We start from the raw sequence: 17082 nt of genomic DNA, 5'->3' as shown, positions 1-17082 counted from the left end.
GAAAGTGTCGGAACGAGGTGCGGATGGGGCATCGGCGCCCGCCCGCCCACGAATTGTGCCGGTTATGCGGTGATCCGCCCGGGGTGTGCGCCTTCGCGCATTGACCCTGTCCGGCTGCCCCCGTATGCTACAAGTTGCGCTGCGAGCCTGTGCTCCTCAGACCTAGCAGGCTGCGCTTGCATCTGTTGATGACCTCTCGGTTCTCGAGGCCCTGTCCGCTTCACGCGGAGTATGGGCTTCCTTGGCTGTCCGGCTTCTTCGGCAGATGCCGATAAGGGCTCCCGGCGTAGCAGTACCTACGACTTTCTGTCCGTAACCGGAGCCCTTACCCACATGACGAGCAGCACCGAGACCACCGCCACCACCCCGCAGGTTGCGGTCAACGACATCGGTGACGAGGAAGCATTCCTCGCCGCGATCGACGAGACGATCAAGTACTTCAACGACGGCGACATCGTCGACGGCGTCATCGTGAAGGTCGACCGGGACGAGGTCCTGCTCGACATCGGTTACAAGACCGAAGGCGTGATCCCGAGCCGTGAGCTCTCGATCAAGCACGATGTCGACCCGAACGAGGTCGTCAAGGTTGGCGACGAGATCGAGGCCCTGGTTCTCCAGAAGGAGGACAAGGAAGGCCGTCTGATCCTGTCCAAGAAGCGCGCTCAGTACGAGCGTGCCTGGGGCACGATCGAGAAGATCAAGGAAGAAGACGGCATCGTCACCGGTACCGTCATCGAGGTCGTCAAGGGTGGTCTCATCCTCGACATCGGCCTCCGCGGCTTCCTGCCGGCCTCCCTCGTCGAGATGCGTCGCGTCCGCGACCTCCAGCCCTACGTGGGCAAGGAGCTCGAGGCGAAGATCATCGAGCTGGACAAGAACCGCAACAACGTGGTCCTGTCCCGCCGCGCCTGGCTGGAGCAGACCCAGTCCGAGGTTCGCCAGACGTTCCTCACCACCCTGCAGAAGGGTCAGGTCCGCTCCGGCGTCGTTTCCTCGATCGTCAACTTCGGCGCCTTCGTGGACCTGGGTGGCGTCGACGGTCTCGTCCACGTCTCCGAGCTGTCCTGGAAGCACATCGACCACCCGTCCGAGGTTGTCGAGGTCGGCCAGGAAGTCACCGTCGAGGTCCTCGACGTCGACATGGACCGCGAGCGTGTCTCCCTGTCGCTGAAGGCGACGCAGGAGGACCCGTGGCAGCAGTTCGCCCGGACCCACCAGATCGGTCAGGTCGTCCCGGGTAAGGTCACCAAGCTGGTTCCGTTCGGTGCGTTCGTCCGCGTGGACGAGGGCATCGAGGGTCTGGTCCACATCTCCGAGCTGGCCGAGCGCCACGTGGAGATCCCGGAGCAGGTCGTCCAGGTCAACGACGAGATCTTCGTCAAGGTCATCGACATCGACCTCGAGCGTCGCCGGATCTCGCTGTCGCTGAAGCAGGCCAACGAGTCCTTCGGTGCCGACCCGGCGTCGGTCGAGTTCGACCCGACCCTGTACGGCATGGCCGCGTCCTACGACGACCAGGGCAACTACATCTACCCCGAGGGCTTCGACCCCGAGACCAACGACTGGCTCGAGGGCTACGAGACCCAGCGCGAGACGTGGGAGCGCCAGTACGCCGAGGCGCAGGTCCGCTTCGAGCAGCACCAGGCGCAGGTCATCAAGAGCCGCGAGGCCGACGAGGCCGCCGCTGCCGAGGGTGCTGCCGCCCCGGCCGCCGGTGGCAACGCCGGTGCGGGCATCTCGGGTGGTTCGTACTCCTCGGAGTCGGACGAGACCTCGGGCGCCCTGGCCTCCGACGAGGCCCTGGCCGCGCTCCGCGAGAAGCTGGCCGGCGGCCAGAGCTGATCGCAGCGCATCACACCCCGGTGTGAGCTGAGCTGAAAGCAAGGCCCGTCCCCTCAGGGGGGCGGGCCTTGTTGCGTTCCTGTGAAAGGGGCCAACTGGGGAATGGAGCAGCCGCCTTGGACGTTCTTCGCAGAGAAGACGGGCGAGGAGGAGTGGTGGCGGTGCTTGATCCACAGGGTTTGTACGCATGGGATGCCAAGGGCCTGGCAGTGGCGGACCTGGCACTTGCCCAGGACTCGGCCGGGCTGGTCATGCTGTACCACTTCGAGGGGTACATCGACGCGGGCGAGGCCGGGGAGCAGATCGTCGAGCGGCTGCTCGACACCCTGCCCCACCAGGTCGTGGCCCGGTTCGACGCGGACCGGCTGGTCGACTACCGCGCCCGGCGCCCGCTGCTGACGTTCCAGCGCGACCACTGGACCGAGTTCGAGGAGCCCCGGCTCGAGGTGCGTCTCGTCCAGGACGCCACCGGCGCGCCGTTCCTGCTGCTCTCCGGCCCCGAGCCGGACGTGGAGTGGGAGCGCTTCGCCGTCGCCGTCCGGCAGATCGTCGAGCGCCTCGGCGTCCGGCTCTCGGTCAACTTCCACGGTATCCCGATGGGCGTCCCGCACACCCGGCCCGTCGGGATCACCCCGCACGGCAACCGGACCGACCTCATGCCGGGGCACCGCAGCCCGTTCGACGAGGCGCAGGTGCCCGGCAGCGCGGAATCGCTCGTCGAGTTCCGGCTCGGCCAGGCCGGGCACGACGTGCTGGGCGTCGCCGCGCACGTACCGCACTACGTCGCGCGCTCCCCGTACCCGGACGCCGCGCTGACGGTGCTGGAGGCGATCACGGCGGCGACCGGGCTGGTCCTGCCGGCGGTGGCGCACACGCTGCGCACCGAGGCGCACCGCACCCAGACGGAGATCGACCGGCAGATCCGCGAGGGCGACGAGGAACTGGTCGCCCTGGTCCAGGGGCTGGAGCACCAGTACGACGCGGCGGCCGGCGCCGAGACGCGGGGCAACATGATCGCCGAGCCGCAGGACATCCCGTCGGCGGACGAGATCGGCCGCGAGTTCGAGCGGTTCCTGGCGGAGCGCGAGGGCGAGGGCTGACCGGTCCCCTTCGGCCGGGGACCGGGGACCGGGACCGGGGGGCTGTGCGGGGGCCAGGGCGCGGGGTCTAGTCTGCTGGGCATGGTGAAGGTCGGCTTGACAGGCGGAATCGGTGCGGGCAAGAGCGAGGTCTCGCGGCTGCTGGCGGGGTACGGGGCGGTCGTCGTGGACGCCGACCGCATCGCGCGGGAGGTCGTGGAGCCCGGTACACCCGGGCTGGCGGCCGTCGTGGCAGCCTTCGGGGAATCCGTGCTGACCGCCGAGGGGGCGCTGGACCGGCCGAAGCTGGGGTCGATCGTGTTCGCCGACCCGGCGAAGCTCCAGACCCTGAATGGCATCGTGCACCCGCTGGTCGGGGCCCGGTCGGCCGAGCTGGAGGCCGCTGCCGGTCCCGGCGCGATCGTGGTGCACGACGTACCGCTGCTCACGGAGAACGGCCTGGCGCCGCTGTACGACCTGGTGGTCGTGGTGGACGCCGCCCCCGCGACGCAGCTGGCCCGGCTGACCGCGCTGCGCGGGATGGCCGAGGAAGAGGCGCGGGCCCGGATGGCCGTGCAGGCCACGCGGGAGCAGCGGCTGGCGGTGGCCACGCTCGTGATCGACAACGATGGGCCGCTGGAGGCGCTTGAGCCGCAGGTGCGCAAGGTGTGGGCGGAGCTCACCGCACGGGCGGCGGCGGCCGGTACCACTGGTGCCTGACGTGCACATGGAATAGCGGGCGGGGCGCGGGGCGTTGAACGCGCCTGCAGAGGGAAGGAACAGACCGTGTCCTACACCACGCCGCCGCCCATACCGCCGCAGCCGCCTTCGCCGTCCGGCTCGTCCCCCGAGACACACGTCATCGACTACCGGGCCGCCGAGCACCTCCTGGCCGCGCGCGACCCGCGCGGCGCCGTGAAACTGCTCGACTCGGTCATCGCCGCCCACCCGGAGAACACGGCGGCCCGGCTGCTGCGCGCCCGGGCCTTCTTCGCCGCCGCCCAACTGCGTCCGGCGGCACTGGAGTTCGAGCTGGTGCTGGAACGGGAGCCGGACAACGCCTTCGCGCACTTCGCGCTGGCCCGCACCCACGAGCGCTCCGGCCGCCCCGAACAGGCCCGCAAGCACTTCCGCCTGGCGGCCGCCCTGGACCCCCGGCCGGACTACCTGGCAGCGGCCCGCTTCGAGGACTAGGGGGTGTCCGGCGGATCACGGCCGGGCCCGGCCCTGATCCGCCGGACACCCTCCAGCCCCGCCTCTGCGTCACCGCCCGCGGGGAGGTTCGTACGGGGGGATGTCCCGGCCGGGCTGGTAGTGCGGTCCCTGGTGGATGTGGTGCAGGACCACGGCCAGGTCCACGGTCGCGACCACCGCGAGCACCGCGCAGGCGGCAGCCCACCCGGGACGGCCGACCAGCGAGAACGCGGCCGCCCCGGCGACGGCCCAGACCAGCCCCCACAGGCTCAGCCAGAACCGCAGCCGCAGCGGACTGCGGGCGTTCACCGGCTCGTTTCCGGAACGCATGGCCATCGCCTCAGGTCCATGGTCCCACCGGCGGGGCGGTGGTGAGAAGGGTCCCGCGCCCGGTTCCGGGGCCGGCGTCGGACCAGCACCGGAGCCGGTGTCTGCCCAGCTCATCGCCCTTGTCAGTGCCCGCACCTAGACTCGACGGCAGACGGGATCCGTCTGACCTGAAGGCGCGAAGGGGAGGGGAGGCGACACCGTGACACCGCAGCCGCAGCAGCCTGTGCACGCCCTCCTGCGCCACCCCGCCGTCTTCCTCCCCGCCCCGGTCCCCCGCGAGGCCCGCATCGCCTTCTGGGCCCCCGACGGGGACCCGCTCCCGGACGGCGCCGGGATCCCCTCTCCGCTCACGGTCGTACGCCGCCACGGCCAGTCCGTCCGCACCCGTACCGTCCCCTCCCTCGGCTTCTCCGTCGCCGACGCCCTGCCCCTGCTCGCCCGGGCCCCGCGCAGCGCCGTCACGCACCCCGCCACCCGCGCCTGGGGCACCGCCGCCCTCCACGCGCTCGCGCTCGTCGCCCGCGGGCGGCTCCTCCCCGGGGTCACCCCCGACGGGGTCGACGCCTGGCGGGCCGGTCCGCTCGACGCCGAGGACGTCGGCCACCTCCGCGCGGTGGCCGCCGCGCTCCCGTACGAGGGGTACGCGACGCCCCTGGCCGGCCGCCGCCCGCTCCAGCTGCCCGAACCGGAGGCCCTGGTCCGGGCGTTCCTCGACGCCGTCGCCGACAGCCTGCCCCGCACCCCGGCCGCGCCCGTGGCCGCCGGGCGGCCGTTCGCCGCGCAGGAGCCGCAGCGGGTGCCCGGGATACAGGACTGGGCCGCGCAGGTCGCGGCCGGCGCCGACGCCGGAGTGGGGATCTCGCTGCGGCTCGACCTGTCCTCCTTCCGCCTCTTCGACGCGGCGGACGAGGAGGACCGGGAGGACACCCGCCGCGCGGGCGCCGCCGTCGTCCAGGTGCACAGCCTCGCCGACCCCACGCTCGTGACCGATGCCGGGCTGCTGTGGGCCGGTGCGGCCGCCGCCGGATTCGGGCCGCGCGCCCGGATCGACGCCGTGCTGGCGCTGCGCCGGGCCGCCCGGGTCTGGCCGCCGCTGCTGCGGCTGCTGGACCAGCCGGCGCCCGATGTCCTCGCCCTGTCCGACCCGGAGCTCGAAGACCTGCTCGGCGCGGCCGCGACCCGGCTGGCGGCCGCCGGGGTCCTGGTCCACTGGCCGCGGGAGCTGGCTCGTACGCTGTCCGCGACCGCGGTCGTACGGTCCACCGCGCCCGGCTCCGCCACCGACGGCACGGCGTTCTTCGACGCCCGGAACCTGTTCGCCTTCTCCTGGGAGCTCGCGCTCGGCGGCGACCGGCTCACCCCGGGGGAGATGGACGCGCTGGCGCAGGCCCACCGGCCCGTGGTGCGGCTGCGCGACCAGTGGGTGCGGGTCGATCCCGAGCTGGTGCGCAAGGCGCGCAAGCGGGAGCTCGGGCTGCTCGATCCGGTGGATGCGCTGGCCACCGTACTGACGGGGACGGCCGAGGTCGACGGGGAGCCGGTGGCGGCGGTTGCGGTGGGCGCGCTGGCCGCCCTGCGGGAGCGGCTGACCGGCGAGCTGGCCCCGCTGCCGCAGCCCGCCGGGCTGAAGGCCACCCTGCGCGACTACCAGGCCCGCGGCCTGGCCTGGCTGGACCTGATGACCTCGCTCGGCCTCGGCGGCTGCCTCGCCGACGACATGGGCCTGGGCAAGACGGTCACGCTGATCGCGCTGCACCTGCACCGGGACCGGCCCGAGCCGACGCTCGTCGTGTGCCCCGCGTCGCTGCTGGGCAACTGGCAGCGGGAGATCGAGAAGTTCGCGCCCGGGGTCGCGGTGCGCCGCTTCCACGGCGGCAGCCGCAGCCTGGACGGACTGGCCGGCGGATTCGTGCTCACCACGTACGGGACGATGCGCGCGAGCGCGGCCCGGCTGGCCGGCCAGCCCTGGGGCATGGTCGTCGCCGACGAGGCGCAGCACGTGAAGAACCCGCATTCGGCGACGGCGAAGGCGCTGCGCACGATCCCGGCGTCGGCCCGAGTGGCCCTGACCGGTACTCCGGTGGAGAACAACCTGTCCGAGCTGTGGGCGCTGCTCGACTGGACCACGCCGGGGCTGCTGGGCCCGCTGACGGCCTTCCGGGCCCGGCATGCCCGCCCGGTGGAGCACCAGCAGGAGGAGGACGGGGGCAACGAGGCGGCGGTCGCCCGGCTGGCCGCGCTCGTACGGCCGTTCCTGCTGCGGCGCAAGAAGTCCGACCCGGGGATCGCCCCCGAGCTGCCGCCGAAGACGGAAACCGACCATCCGGTCTCCCTCACCCGCGAGCAGGCCTCGCTGTACCAGGCCGCGGTGGACGAGGCGATGGCCGTGATCGAGTCGAGCGAGGGCATCGAGCGACGCGGCATGATCATGAAGCTGCTGGCCTCGCTCAAGCAGATCTGCAACCACCCCGCGCAGTACCTGAAGGAGGAGCAGCCCCGCATCCCGCACCGCTCGGGCAAGCTGGCCCTGCTGGACGAGCTGCTGGACACGATCCTCGCGGAGGACGGCTCGGTGCTGGTCTTCACCCAGTACGTGACGATGGCCCGGATCATCGAGCGGCACCTGGCCGCCCGGGGGATCTCCCACCAGCTCCTGCACGGCGGGACCCCGGTGGCGCGCCGCGAGGAGCTCGTGGACCGCTTCCAGTCCGGCGACGTCCCGGTCTTCCTGCTGTCCTTGAAGGCGGCGGGCACGGGGCTGAACCTCACGCGGGCCGGCCATGTCGTCCACTTCGACCGCTGGTGGAACCCGGCGGTGGAGGAGCAGGCCACCGACCGCGCCTACCGGATCGGCCAGACGCAGCCGGTCCAGGTCCACCGGATCATCGCCGAGGGCACCGTGGAGGACCGGATCGCCGAGATGCTGGAGACGAAGCGGGCCCTGGCCGATGCCGTGCTCGGCTCGGGAGAGTCGGCGCTGACCGAGCTGACCGACCGTGAGCTGGCCGACCTCGTCTCCCTGCGGAGGCCCGGATGATCACCGCGCGGGACGACCGCCGCCGCACCTTCGAGACCGTGCCCGCCGGGGCGGAGGCCGCCAGCTGGTGGGGGCGGGCCTGGGTGTCGGCGCTCGAGGAGGTGTCCCGCGACCCGGCCCGCCTGGCCCGGGGCCGCGCGTACGCCGCCGAGGGCCATGTCGACGCGGTCACGATCACCCCGGGCCGGATCGTGGCGTACGTGCGGGGCAGCCGGGCCCGCCCGTACCGCACGGAACTGGCCCTGAGCCCCTTCCCGGACGCCGAGTGGAGCGAGCTCCTGGAGGCGGTGGCGGCCGACCCCGCGGCCCTCGCGAGCCTGCTGGAGCGGGAGGTTCCGCAGTCCCTGGCGGGGACGGTCCTGCCCGGCGCGGGCGAGCTCGTCCCGCGCTGCTCCTGCCCGGACGTCGCCCGACCGCCGTGCAAGCACGCCGCGGCCCTCTGCTACCGGGCGGCCCGCCTCCTCGACGAGGACCCGTTCGTCCTGCTGCTCCTGCGCGGCCGGGGCGAGCGGGAGCTCCTCGACGAGCTGACCCGCCGCAATGCCGCCCACGCCGCACGGGAACAGCCCGACGCCGCACCGGACTTCCCCGGCGTCCCGGCGCGCGCCGCGCTGGCCCGCACCAGCCTGCCGCCGCTCCCGGCCCCGCCCGCCGCGCCCGCCGCCGCGGGCCTCCCGCCCGCCTACCCGGCCGACCCGGCAGCCCCCGACCCGCTGGCCCTGGACCAGCTCGCCACCGACGCCGCCGCCCGTGCCCTCGCGCTGCTCACCACCGCCGAGGACCCGATCGCCGGCCTCACCCTCTGGCAGGACGCCGTCCGGCTGGCCTCCGCGCACCACACGGCCGGCCTCACCGGCGCGGCCCGCACCCTCTACCGGGACCTGGCCCGCGCCACCGGCCGCACCACCACCGACCTGGCCCGGGCCGCCGCGGCCTGGCGCCAGGGCGGCCTGCCCGCGCTCGCCGCCCTCGAGGAGCCCTGGGACCCCCCGGCGGGCCCCTTCGACCGGGCCCGCCCGGCCCTCCTGGCCGCCGCCCGGGGGGCCTTCCGCCCCGAGCGCAACCGCCTCACCGCGCACACCCGCCAGCTCCGGCTGGGCCGCGACGGCCTCTGGTACGCCTACGAGTCCCGCCCGGACACCGAGGACTGGTGGCCCACGGGCACCCCCTCCCCAAACCCCCTCACCGCCCTCCGCGACTGACGTCCGCCGCCCAGCGCGTCAACGTGGTGAAGTCGCGGTCGCGCAGGCCGTGGCGGGGGTGGATGCGCAGGAGGAGGGCCGGGGCCGGGTGGTGGGCGGCGGTCCAGGCGCGGTCGCGGGGGCTGATCATGTCGTCGACCCAGGCGAAGGGGCGGCCGGCGGCCCAGTCGAGGAGCGGGCGGGTCTTCCAGGACAGACCGTCGGGGTCACGGGCGAAGAGTTCCGGCCACTCGATGACAGGAAGATCACCGGGTAGTCCGATGTGCGGGGCGATCATCGTGTTGGCCTGGTGCATCCAGGTGGTGGCCCAGACGAGTTCGAAGGGCAGGGCCAGCAGGCGGGCGCCGTGGGACGGGTGCAGGCGGACCCGCAGACCGCGCCGGGCGGAGGGGGAGTCCGGATCCCGGCGGGACATCCAGATGTCCGGACGCATCCGGTGACTGGTGTATCCGCGCAGTCCGGCGAGGGGGGACCGGAAGGGGTTGAGGGGGCCGTCCACGTCGAGGAGCAGCAGCGGGTGATCGGTCATGAAGTAGGCACTACCCAGGACACGATGGAGTGAAATACCTACCGGCTCTATAACCCGAATGGGTTTACAGCGTTGTTTCCGGTGCGGGTGCAGCGCCCGTGAACTCCTCCGGAAGGCAGGAAAACTGATGCGTCACAGTCGTCGGAATGGCTTGATCGCGGCGGTGGTTGCGGGAGGTGGACTGGCGGTCGCGGGTGTCGGCGGACTGGCCTACGCCGACGCGGGCGCGGGCGGGAAGGCAGAGAGTTCGCCGGGGCTGCTGTCCGGAAATCTGGTGCAGCTGCCGGTGCACACCCCGGTGAACGTGTGCGGCAACACCGTGAGCGTGGTCGGCGTGCTCAACTCGGCCGCGGGCAACCGCTGTGCCAACGAGGCCGGGGGCGGTGGCGACGGGCATCCAGGGGCGACGTCCTCGCATCCGGCGAAACCCGGGAGCGCGAACGGGACCGGGAAGGGCGGGGGAGCCCGCGCCGAGGGACGCGGAGAGCATTCGCCCGGGCTGCTGTCCGGCAACGGGATCCAGCTCCCGGTCGATGTCCCGGTCAACGTCAGCGGAAACGCGGTCAGTGTCGTCGGCGTCGGCAACAGCGCCACCGGCAGCACCTCCGTCAACGGCGAGGAGCCCAGCGGCGCCAAGCCGCCGCAGCCGCTGCAGCCGCTGCAGCCGCCCGTCGTCGAGCGGCCCGTCACCCCGCCCGCACCGTCGCAGCACGGCGCGGCGCTCGCCCACACCGGGGCCGACGGCGCCGGCTTCCTGCTGCCCGGCAGCGGGGCGCTGCTGCTGGGCGGGGTGCTGCTCTACCGCCGGTTCCGCCTCCGGTAGGCCGCAGGACTACGGCTCGAGGCCCGAATCGGGCAGGGCCAAGGGCAGGGCCAGGGGCAGGGGCACGGACGGTGGCGGGGGTGTGCGCCAGCCGTCCAGAATCGCGTCGATCCGCGCCGCCAGCCGGGCACGGGCCGCGAACCGCGGGACGCCCGCCATCAGGAGGGCGTCGTACTCGGTGTCCGTGTGCCGCACCGCCGCCCGCACCGCCACCGACACCGCCTGTTCGTCGAGGGCCCGGCCGGCCGCCGTACGGCCCACCCGCCCGCTGCCGCGCACCGATGCGTGGGCGGCGATCGCCGCCGCCCGCTCGGCGGGGCACCCCGGGAACAGCCGCCGGATCTCCGCGGCGAAGGCGGCCGTGAACCGGGTGTCCTCGACCGCCCGGCGCAGCCGGTCGCGCTCCCGGCGGCGGGCCCGCGCCTCGGCGTCCGCGAGGCAGGCACGCTCCGCGCGGGCCAGGGCGGGGTCCTCGACCAGGAGCCCCTGGCGCTCGTAGCGGCGGCGCCGCTTGTTGAAGCGCACGACGACGGCGGAGAGCGAACTGGCCTCACGGGCCCGCCGGGTGAGTGCGGCATCCCCGCGCGGCACGTAGACGAGGTGTCCGAGGTCGGCGCAGTCCAGGCAGCGGGGCACACCGGCCTCGCGGACGAGAAGCCGGAGCGGCCCTTGGCGGCACTCCGCGCAGCGGATCTGCTTCAGCGACTCGAACACGACGAGGCTCATGACGATGTGATACCGCCACCCGGTGCGCTTATCACCTTGCAGCGAAACGATGTTGAGGTTTCCCCAACGCAACCAGCCTGTCCGGATCCCCCTCTACCGTAGCGAGACCGGGCTGCGGTATGGCCGCACGGCCCGTGGAGGGAGGGGACACATGGGAGGACGGCACGCGACGGCGCGGCTGCCGAGGGCTCAGGCCGCCGCGGGCGACGTCGCGGGCCGGGAGGTCGTCATAGAGCCCGGCGGATGCACCGGCTGGCACTTCCACCGGGTCCCGCTGATCGTGCTGGTCAAGTCGGGGACGCTCACCCGGATCCTGCACGACAACTCGGTCGTGGTCCACCGGCCGGGCACCAGCTTCGTCGAGCCGCCCGGCATCGGGCACCTCCATCTCGGCCGCAACCTCGGCACCGTACCGGTCGTGCTGTACGTGACCTCCACGCTTGCCGAGGACGAGGCCTTCTCCATACCCGCTGCCGCCCCGCGCGGCGCTACACCGTGCTCCTGTCCAGGGGGCTTTGCGTGAACCGGCCCGCCGGATGCCGCCCCGCTCAGACCAGGCGGCGTATCTCCCCGCGCACGCGGTAGAAGCCACCCGAGGCCGCGTGCAGCCCGTCCACCACATACCGGGCCCCGGGCTCCCGGATCCCCCGCGGGAACTGCACGTTCCACGAGGGGTCGAAGCCGCCCGTCACCACCTGCACGCGCATCCGGGCGCCCTGCTGGACGCACTCCACCACCACGCCGTCCGCCGGCGCCGCCGCCACCGAGACGGTCGCCACCGCCGACGCGGAAGCCGCCGGGGTGAACACCGGGAGCGCAGCCGCCGACTTCACATCCACGGCGGTCGGCACCGAGCCCCGCTGGGCCGCGAGGATCGCCGCCTCGCTCGCGTCCATGCAGATCAGGGACCCGTCCGTGGTGACCAGGTACAGCCGCTCGTCCAAGTACTGCATGGACAGGGCCGAACCGCCGCCGGTGCCCAGCTTCCACAGCCGCTGCCCGTCGGCGTCGAAGCAGTACACCGAGGAGCAGTAGTCGGCGGCGAACACGTGCCGGCCGTCCGGCGAACTCGCGCACGCGTACACGGCGGCGTCGCACCGGTACGAGGCCTCCACGGCGCCCGTCGCCTTCGCCAGCCGCTGCACGGTGTGCCGCCCGGTGCCCGCATAGACCGTGTGGTCCTCCTGCCAGCCGAACAGCACCGAGCCGTTGGTCGGCGTGTGCCACAACTGCGCCCCGCCGTCGGCCGCGTACGCCGTCACGCCCTGGCTGTGCCCGTGGTAGACCGCCTGCTCGTCCGACCGGACCATCCACGCATTCGAGCCCGACGACCGCCGCGACCACTGGAACTCGTCCTCGTGGTCGATGACCGTCAGCCCGCCGTTGCGGTCGGACACGCTCAGCACGCCCTCGTGGATGTCGAGCCAGAAGATGTCCACGTCCGCCGCGATGTCGTAGGCCCCGAACGGCACCTTCGACGACAGGTCGTACACCGTGCCGTCGTCACAGCCCGCGTAGATCCAGAACTCGTCCGCCACCAGGCACTTCACCCCGTCCGGCAGCGAGTACCGGGCCAGCACCTCGCCCCCGTGGCTCAGCGTGTAGACGTCCCCCGCCTGGTTGCCCACCCAGCAGCGGTCCTCGTCCACGTGGATCCCGAAGGCCGCGGAACCCGTACGGAACCGCCACAGCACCGGGGCCACCGCCCGCGCCGTCGACGGCGCCGACGTGACCTGGCGGCGGGTCACCGCCCGGGCCGCGCGCTGTCCGGCCACCGCCGGGGCGTACCCCTTGCGGACCTTCTCCCCGATCTTCTTCGCGGCCGCCGCCCGGGCCTTCTCGACGGTCGGGAACGACGAGCTCTGCACCTGGCCGTCCGCGCCGATGCGTCCGTACCGCACCGAGACGGCCGCGCCGTCCACGGTCACCTCGTAGAACTTGTGCGCCCCGCCGCCATCCTGCGACAGCTCCAGGTACGTCGTCTCGCGAGCCATGACAGACCCCTCCCCAAGGTCGGGCCAACGGCTCTTTCCCGCCGGTGATCCCTCGTGAAAAACGCTACGGCCCACCACTGACAATGGGCTCGTGCAGCTGGAAGCGATCACATGGCAGCGGATGGCCGAGCGGCTCGCCGGCCACCTCGACGAACACAGGACCTCCCCGGAGCAGGGGACTTGGCAGCGGGTGGGCATCGACGGCGCACCCGCCGCCGGCACCGGCGTGCTCGCCGGCCACCTCGCCGACGCGCTGCGGCTGCGCAGCCGCCCGGTCCTGGTGGTCCCGGCCGAGGGGTTCCTGCGGCCGGCCTCCCTCCGCTTCGAGTTCGGCCGCGAGGATGTGGACTCGTACCTCGGCGGTTGGTACGACACCGCCGCCCTCTGGCGCGAGGTGTTCGGCCCGACCGACCCGGGCGGCACCGGCCGGGTGCTGCCCGACCTCTGGGATCCGGTGACCGACCGGGCGACCCGCAGCCCGTACACCGAACTCCCGCCCGGCGGCGTGCTGATCGTGCACGGCCCACTGCTGCTCGGCCACTGGTTCCCCTTCGACCTCGGCGTGCACATCCGGCTCTCCCCGGGGGCGCTGGCCCGCCGCACCGAGGAGGCCGCGCGGTGGACCCTGCCCGCCTTCGCCCGCTACGAGGCGGAGACCGACCCCGCGGCACAGGCCGACGCGGTGGTCCGGGCCGACGACCCCCGCCACCCCGCCTGGACCGGTCTCACCGGCCCCACCGGCTGACCTCCGCGCACCCGCTCGTCACGGACGTCCGCGATCCGCAACAGCGGCATCCCGGCTCGGTGACGAACGCGATCCGGCCGTCGTCCCGGCCGGAACCGCGCGCTACGTTGTCGCCACGCTCGGACGGCGGCCACCCGGTGGCGCCTTGGCAGAGGGAGACGGAAATGAGCGGACGCGGCAAGGTGGTTCAGGGTCCGAGACGGCTGCGGCGGCAGGCCTGTGCCGCCGCTCTGGTGCTCTGCGGAACCCTGGCCCTCACGGCCTGCAACGGCGACGACGGCAGCGGCGCGGGAGCCGCCGGCACGACGCCCGGCGCGAGCCCGGCGACCCCCTCGGCCACCGCCGCCCCCTCGGCAGCCTCCGGCGCACCGGCGCCGTCCGCTTCCGCGGCCTCCTCGAAGAAGCCCGCCCCGACCGCCACCACCGCGGCCAAGCCGAAGCCGCCCGCCCCCGGACCCACCTGTGCCCCCAAGGATCCGGTCTCGCCGAACGAGATCGCCGTCTACCGCTACACCCCCGAGGGCGGCGCCTACAGCCTGATCGTCAAGCAAGGCCACTGGGGCTGCGCCGTCGCGGGCGGGGCCACCCCGTTCGTGACCGTCGGCGAGGAGACCTTCATCCCGATCGCCGAGGACGCCAAGATCAGCGCCCACGACCCGATCCTCCCCACCTCAGTGAACAAGCCGATCACCACGCACGAGCTCACCTCGTGGCTGGAAACCCACCCGAACAAGGGCCTGGTGTTCCACTACAACGTGAACCACGCCGGCGTGATCGACACCCTCGGCCAGGAGGAGTACACCTCGTAACCGCCGCGGCCGAGCGTCCGCCGCGTCCGCCGTCCGCCGCTCCCGCCGCTGCTACGGACGCCCGCCCAGCCGGGTGACCGCCTGTGCGGCCGCGCGGCACCCCGCCCGGGCCGCGTCCGCCGGGGCCGCGCCCGCGAGCCGGGCCGCCAGGAACCCGCCGGTGAAGGCGTCCCCGGCACCCGTCGAGTCCACTGCCTCGGCCGACTCCGCCGACACCTCGGCGGTCACCCGGCCCGCCTCCGCCACCAGCGCCCCCGCCGCGCCCCGGGTGACCACCACCAGCGGCACCCGCCGGCTCAGCTCCGCCGCAGCCCGGGCCGGCCCGGCCGGCTCCGGCAGCCCGGCCAGCAGCCGCGCCTCGTCCTCGTTCGGCAGCAGTACGCCGATCCCCGCCACGGCATCGAGAAAGCGCTCGGGACCCAGCGCGACCAGGAACCCCGCCGAGGCCGGGTCCACGCTCACCGGCACCCCGCGGGCCCGGGCCGCCCGCAGTGCGACCAGGGCCAGCTCGCGGCTGCTGTCGGCGAAGAAGAGGTAACCGGACAGGTGCAGATGGGCCGCCCCGTCCAGCAGGGCCGGCGCCCAGTCCTCGGGGGACAGCCGCAGCGCCGCGCCGCTGTCGGTCAGGAAGGTCCGCTCCGCGTCCTTGCCGACCAGCGCCACCACCGTCCCGGTCGGCTCGGCCGGATCGATCACCAGCCGCGGCCGCACCCCCGAGTCCCGTAGCGACTGCTCGTGCCACCGGGCGGATTCGGTGCCGACCCGCGCGAGGAGGCGTACCTCCGCCACCCCCGCGTGGGCCGCCCAGCAGGCCGCATTGGCCCCGGCGCCGCCCGGCAGGGTCCGGATCCGCGCGGCCGTGTCCGTGGCCGGAGCCAGCGGCTCCGGATGCACCGCCACGACGTCCGTCACCACGTCCCCGACGACCAGCAGCGCCCCGGGTGCGGTCACGGGCGCGCCGCCCAGGCCCCCGAGATCCTGGCTCCGAGCGTCACGTTGCCCCGTACCGCCGCCAGGTTGGCCTCCAGCGAGGCCCCGCCCGTCGCCCGTACCAGGAACCCCAGCAGGAACGGGGTCACCGCCTGCCCCGTGATCCCGCGCTCGTGGCACTCCTCGAGGGCCTCGGCCAGGACCCGGTCGTGCAGGTCGGGATCCAACTGCTCAGCCTCTGCCACCGGATTCGCCACCAGCAGCGCCGACTCCGGTCCGCCGAGCGCGTCCTGAGCTGCCATCACCGCGGCCACCTCCTCCGGCCGGTGGACGGTCCAGTCCACAGGCTCGCCGGAACTGGCCAGGTAGAACCCGGGGAAACGTTCCGTCCCGTAACCCAGCACCCCCACCCCGAGCGTCTCCAGCCGCTGCAGCGTGGCCGGCACGTCCAGGATCGACTTCACCCCCGCGCACACCACCGTGATCCGCGTCCGCGCCAGCAGCTGCAGATCCGCCGACTCGTCCTGCGTCTGCGCCCACTCCCGGTGTACGCCGCCCAGCCCGCCCGTGGCGAAGACCCGCAGCCCGGCCCGCGCGGCCAGGAACGCCGTCGCGGACACCGTCGTCGCGCCCGTCGCGCCGGCCGCCAGCGCGGGAGCCAGATCCCGGTGGCCGAGCTTGCGTACGCCCTCACCGCCGGCGATCCGCTCCAGCTGCGCCTTGTCGAGGCCCGCGTACGCCACGCCGTCGACGACCGCGACCGTGGCCGGAACCGCCCCTTCGGCGCGCACCAGCGCCTCCAGTTCCGCACCCACGGCGAGATTGCGGGGGCGGGGCAGGCCGTGCGCGATGATCGTCGACTCCAGAGCCACGACGGGACGGCGCCGGTCGAGCGCCTCGCGGACCTCTTCGGACAGGACGGGGACCTCGGGTGATGTGTGCATGTCCCATCCATGGCACCGGATGTGCGCCCCCAAACGCGCTCCCCGCCGGCCTTCCGAACCTGTCCGAGTAGCCTCCCCCCATGGACCCACGGGACACGCGCGCCTTCTACGACGAACTCGCCGACCGGTACGACCTCCTGTACGTGGACTGGGACGCCGGCATCGCCCGCCAGGGCCGGGCACTGAACGGGCTGCTCACCGCCTTCCTGGGCCCCGGACCGCACAGCGTGCTCGACAACGCCTGCGGGATCGGCACCCAGGCGCTGGGCCTGGCCGCCCAGGGCCATCGGGTCACCGGGACCGACCTGAGCCCCGTCGCGGCCGCCCGGGCCGCCCGCGAGGCGGCTGCGCGCGGGCTCGCCCTGTCCACCGCGGCCGCGGACATGCGGGCCCTGCCCTTCCGGGACGGCTCCTTCGACGCGGTCGTGTGCGCGGACAACGCCCTGCCGCACCTCCTGACGGCCGAGGACGTGTGCGCCGCCCTGGCCGAAACCCTGCGGGTGCTGCGCCCGGGCGGCCTGCTGCTGCTCTCGACCCGCCCGTACGGCGAACTGCGGCGGACCCGGCCGCAGAGCGACGCCCCGCACGTGCGGACCGGCCCGGACGGGCGGACCATCAGCTTCCAGCTCTGGGAGTGGCACGAGGACGGGGAGCGGTACGACCTGGAGCTCTTCCAGCTGCTGCCGTCGGGCACGCCCGGCCGGGAGACGTGGACCACCCGGACGTCCAGGGCCACGTACTGGGCGCTGCCCGAGGAGGAGACGGCGGGCTACGCGCGCCGGGCCGGGTTCGGCGAAACGGTGTGGCACCCGGCGCAGGCCATCGGATTCCACCAGCCGGTGCTCAGCGCCCGGCGGCCCGCCGCGGCGGCCGGCTGGACAGGTTGACCCGTCCGCCG

General features: G+C 73.7%; 17 protein-coding genes. 11 read left to right on the top strand and 6 right to left on the bottom strand.

Annotated features, from left to right (window positions below; all coding sequences use genetic code 11):
* Positions 1 to 333 precede the first annotated feature (333 nt).
* From rpsA to AB0I68_RS00820, 4 genes are all read left to right on the top strand, one after another.
* The gene (gene rpsA / locus AB0I68_RS00835; protein WP_363174995.1) at positions 334 to 1842 is read left to right on the top strand and encodes a 30S ribosomal protein S1; all 1509 of its coding nucleotides are present in this window, start codon (positions 334 to 336) and stop codon (positions 1840 to 1842) included.
* A gap of 161 nt (positions 1843 to 2003) precedes the next feature.
* Positions 2004 to 2942, top strand: coding sequence for a PAC2 family protein (locus tag AB0I68_RS00830; protein WP_363174994.1), 939 nt, complete (start codon positions 2004 to 2006; stop codon positions 2940 to 2942).
* 81 nt (positions 2943 to 3023) lie between these two features.
* Positions 3024 to 3641 carry a dephospho-CoA kinase gene (coaE, locus tag AB0I68_RS00825; protein WP_363174993.1) on the top strand — a complete coding sequence of 206 codons (618 nt, stop codon included), beginning with the start codon at positions 3024 to 3026 and terminating at the stop codon, positions 3639 to 3641.
* 66 nt (positions 3642 to 3707) lie between these two features.
* Positions 3708 to 4115, top strand: coding sequence for a tetratricopeptide repeat protein (locus AB0I68_RS00820; protein WP_363174992.1), 408 nt, complete (start codon positions 3708 to 3710; stop codon positions 4113 to 4115).
* A gap of 69 nt (positions 4116 to 4184) precedes the next feature.
* Here AB0I68_RS00820 and AB0I68_RS00815 read toward each other — a convergent pair whose 3' ends face one another.
* On the bottom strand, positions 4185 to 4445 hold the full coding sequence (locus AB0I68_RS00815) for a DUF6343 family protein (RefSeq protein ID WP_363174991.1): 261 nt from the start codon (positions 4443 to 4445) through the stop codon (positions 4185 to 4187).
* A gap of 199 nt (positions 4446 to 4644) precedes the next feature.
* Between AB0I68_RS00815 and AB0I68_RS00810 the strand changes: the two genes are divergently transcribed.
* Entirely contained in the window at positions 4645 to 7482 is a 2838-nt protein-coding gene (locus AB0I68_RS00810; protein ID WP_363174990.1) for a DEAD/DEAH box helicase, read from the top strand.
* Positions 7479 to 8684: an SWIM zinc finger family protein gene (locus tag AB0I68_RS00805; RefSeq protein WP_363174989.1), complete on the top strand. Its 1206-nt coding sequence runs from the start codon at positions 7479 to 7481 to the stop codon at positions 8682 to 8684. Before AB0I68_RS00810 ends, AB0I68_RS00805 begins: the two co-directional genes overlap by 4 nt.
* Here AB0I68_RS00805 and AB0I68_RS00800 read toward each other — a convergent pair.
* Complete coding sequence (locus AB0I68_RS00800) at positions 8665 to 9213, bottom strand: HAD domain-containing protein (RefSeq protein ID WP_363174988.1); 549 nt, start codon at positions 9211 to 9213, stop codon at positions 8665 to 8667. The two genes, AB0I68_RS00805 and AB0I68_RS00800, sit on opposite strands and share 20 nt — an antisense overlap.
* A 163-nt stretch (positions 9214 to 9376) precedes the next feature.
* Here AB0I68_RS00800 and AB0I68_RS00795 point away from each other — a divergent pair, with 163 nt between their 5' ends.
* Positions 9377 to 10036, top strand: a complete 660-nt coding sequence (locus AB0I68_RS00795; protein ID WP_363174987.1) for a chaplin — start codon at positions 9377 to 9379, stop codon at positions 10034 to 10036.
* Positions 10037 to 10045: 9 nt separating this feature from the next.
* Here the strand turns inward: AB0I68_RS00795 and AB0I68_RS00790 are convergent, their stop codons facing one another.
* Positions 10046 to 10762: a DUF2293 domain-containing protein gene (locus tag AB0I68_RS00790; RefSeq protein WP_363174986.1), complete on the bottom strand. Its 717-nt coding sequence runs from the start codon at positions 10760 to 10762 to the stop codon at positions 10046 to 10048.
* Between the two features lie 151 nt (positions 10763 to 10913).
* Between AB0I68_RS00790 and AB0I68_RS00785 the strand changes: the two genes are divergently transcribed.
* Positions 10914 to 11285 carry a cupin domain-containing protein gene (locus tag AB0I68_RS00785; RefSeq protein ID WP_363174985.1) on the top strand — a complete coding sequence of 124 codons (372 nt, stop codon included), beginning with the start codon at positions 10914 to 10916 and terminating at the stop codon, positions 11283 to 11285.
* A gap of 25 nt (positions 11286 to 11310) precedes the next feature.
* Here the strand turns inward: AB0I68_RS00785 and AB0I68_RS00780 are convergent, their stop codons facing one another.
* Entirely contained in the window at positions 11311 to 12756 is a 1446-nt protein-coding gene (locus AB0I68_RS00780) for a WGR domain-containing protein (protein WP_363174984.1), read from the bottom strand.
* A 91-nt stretch (positions 12757 to 12847) separates the two neighbouring features.
* Between AB0I68_RS00780 and AB0I68_RS00775 the strand changes: the two genes are divergently transcribed.
* Both AB0I68_RS00775 and AB0I68_RS00770 read left to right on the top strand, forming a co-directional pair.
* A complete protein-coding gene (locus tag AB0I68_RS00775; RefSeq protein WP_363174982.1) occupies positions 12848 to 13501 on the top strand; it encodes a uridine kinase in 654 nt (217 codons plus the stop codon).
* Positions 13502 to 13665: 164 nt separating this feature from the next.
* Complete coding sequence (locus AB0I68_RS00770; RefSeq protein WP_363174981.1) at positions 13666 to 14310, top strand: hypothetical protein; 645 nt, start codon at positions 13666 to 13668, stop codon at positions 14308 to 14310.
* 51 nt (positions 14311 to 14361) lie between these two features.
* Here the strand turns inward: AB0I68_RS00770 and AB0I68_RS00765 are convergent, their stop codons facing one another.
* On the bottom strand, positions 14362 to 15261 hold the full coding sequence (locus AB0I68_RS00765; protein WP_363174980.1) for a PfkB family carbohydrate kinase: 900 nt from the start codon (positions 15259 to 15261) through the stop codon (positions 14362 to 14364).
* Positions 15258 to 16184, bottom strand: a complete 927-nt coding sequence (locus AB0I68_RS00760; RefSeq protein WP_363174979.1) for a pseudouridine-5'-phosphate glycosidase — start codon at positions 16182 to 16184, stop codon at positions 15258 to 15260. Before AB0I68_RS00760 ends, AB0I68_RS00765 begins: the two co-directional genes overlap by 4 nt.
* A gap of 80 nt (positions 16185 to 16264) precedes the next feature.
* On the opposite strand from AB0I68_RS00760, the gene AB0I68_RS00755 reads away from it, so the two are divergent.
* On the top strand, positions 16265 to 17071 hold the full coding sequence (locus tag AB0I68_RS00755; RefSeq protein ID WP_363174978.1) for a class I SAM-dependent methyltransferase: 807 nt from the start codon (positions 16265 to 16267) through the stop codon (positions 17069 to 17071).
* The last annotated feature ends 11 nt before the right edge of the window (positions 17072 to 17082 follow it).

This window comes from Streptomyces sp. NPDC050448, from assembly GCF_040655295.1.
Classification (GTDB): domain Bacteria; phylum Actinomycetota; class Actinomycetes; order Streptomycetales; family Streptomycetaceae; genus Streptomyces.
Note: the sequence above shows the minus strand (reverse complement) of the source record. Positions and strands in the feature narration are given on the sequence as shown.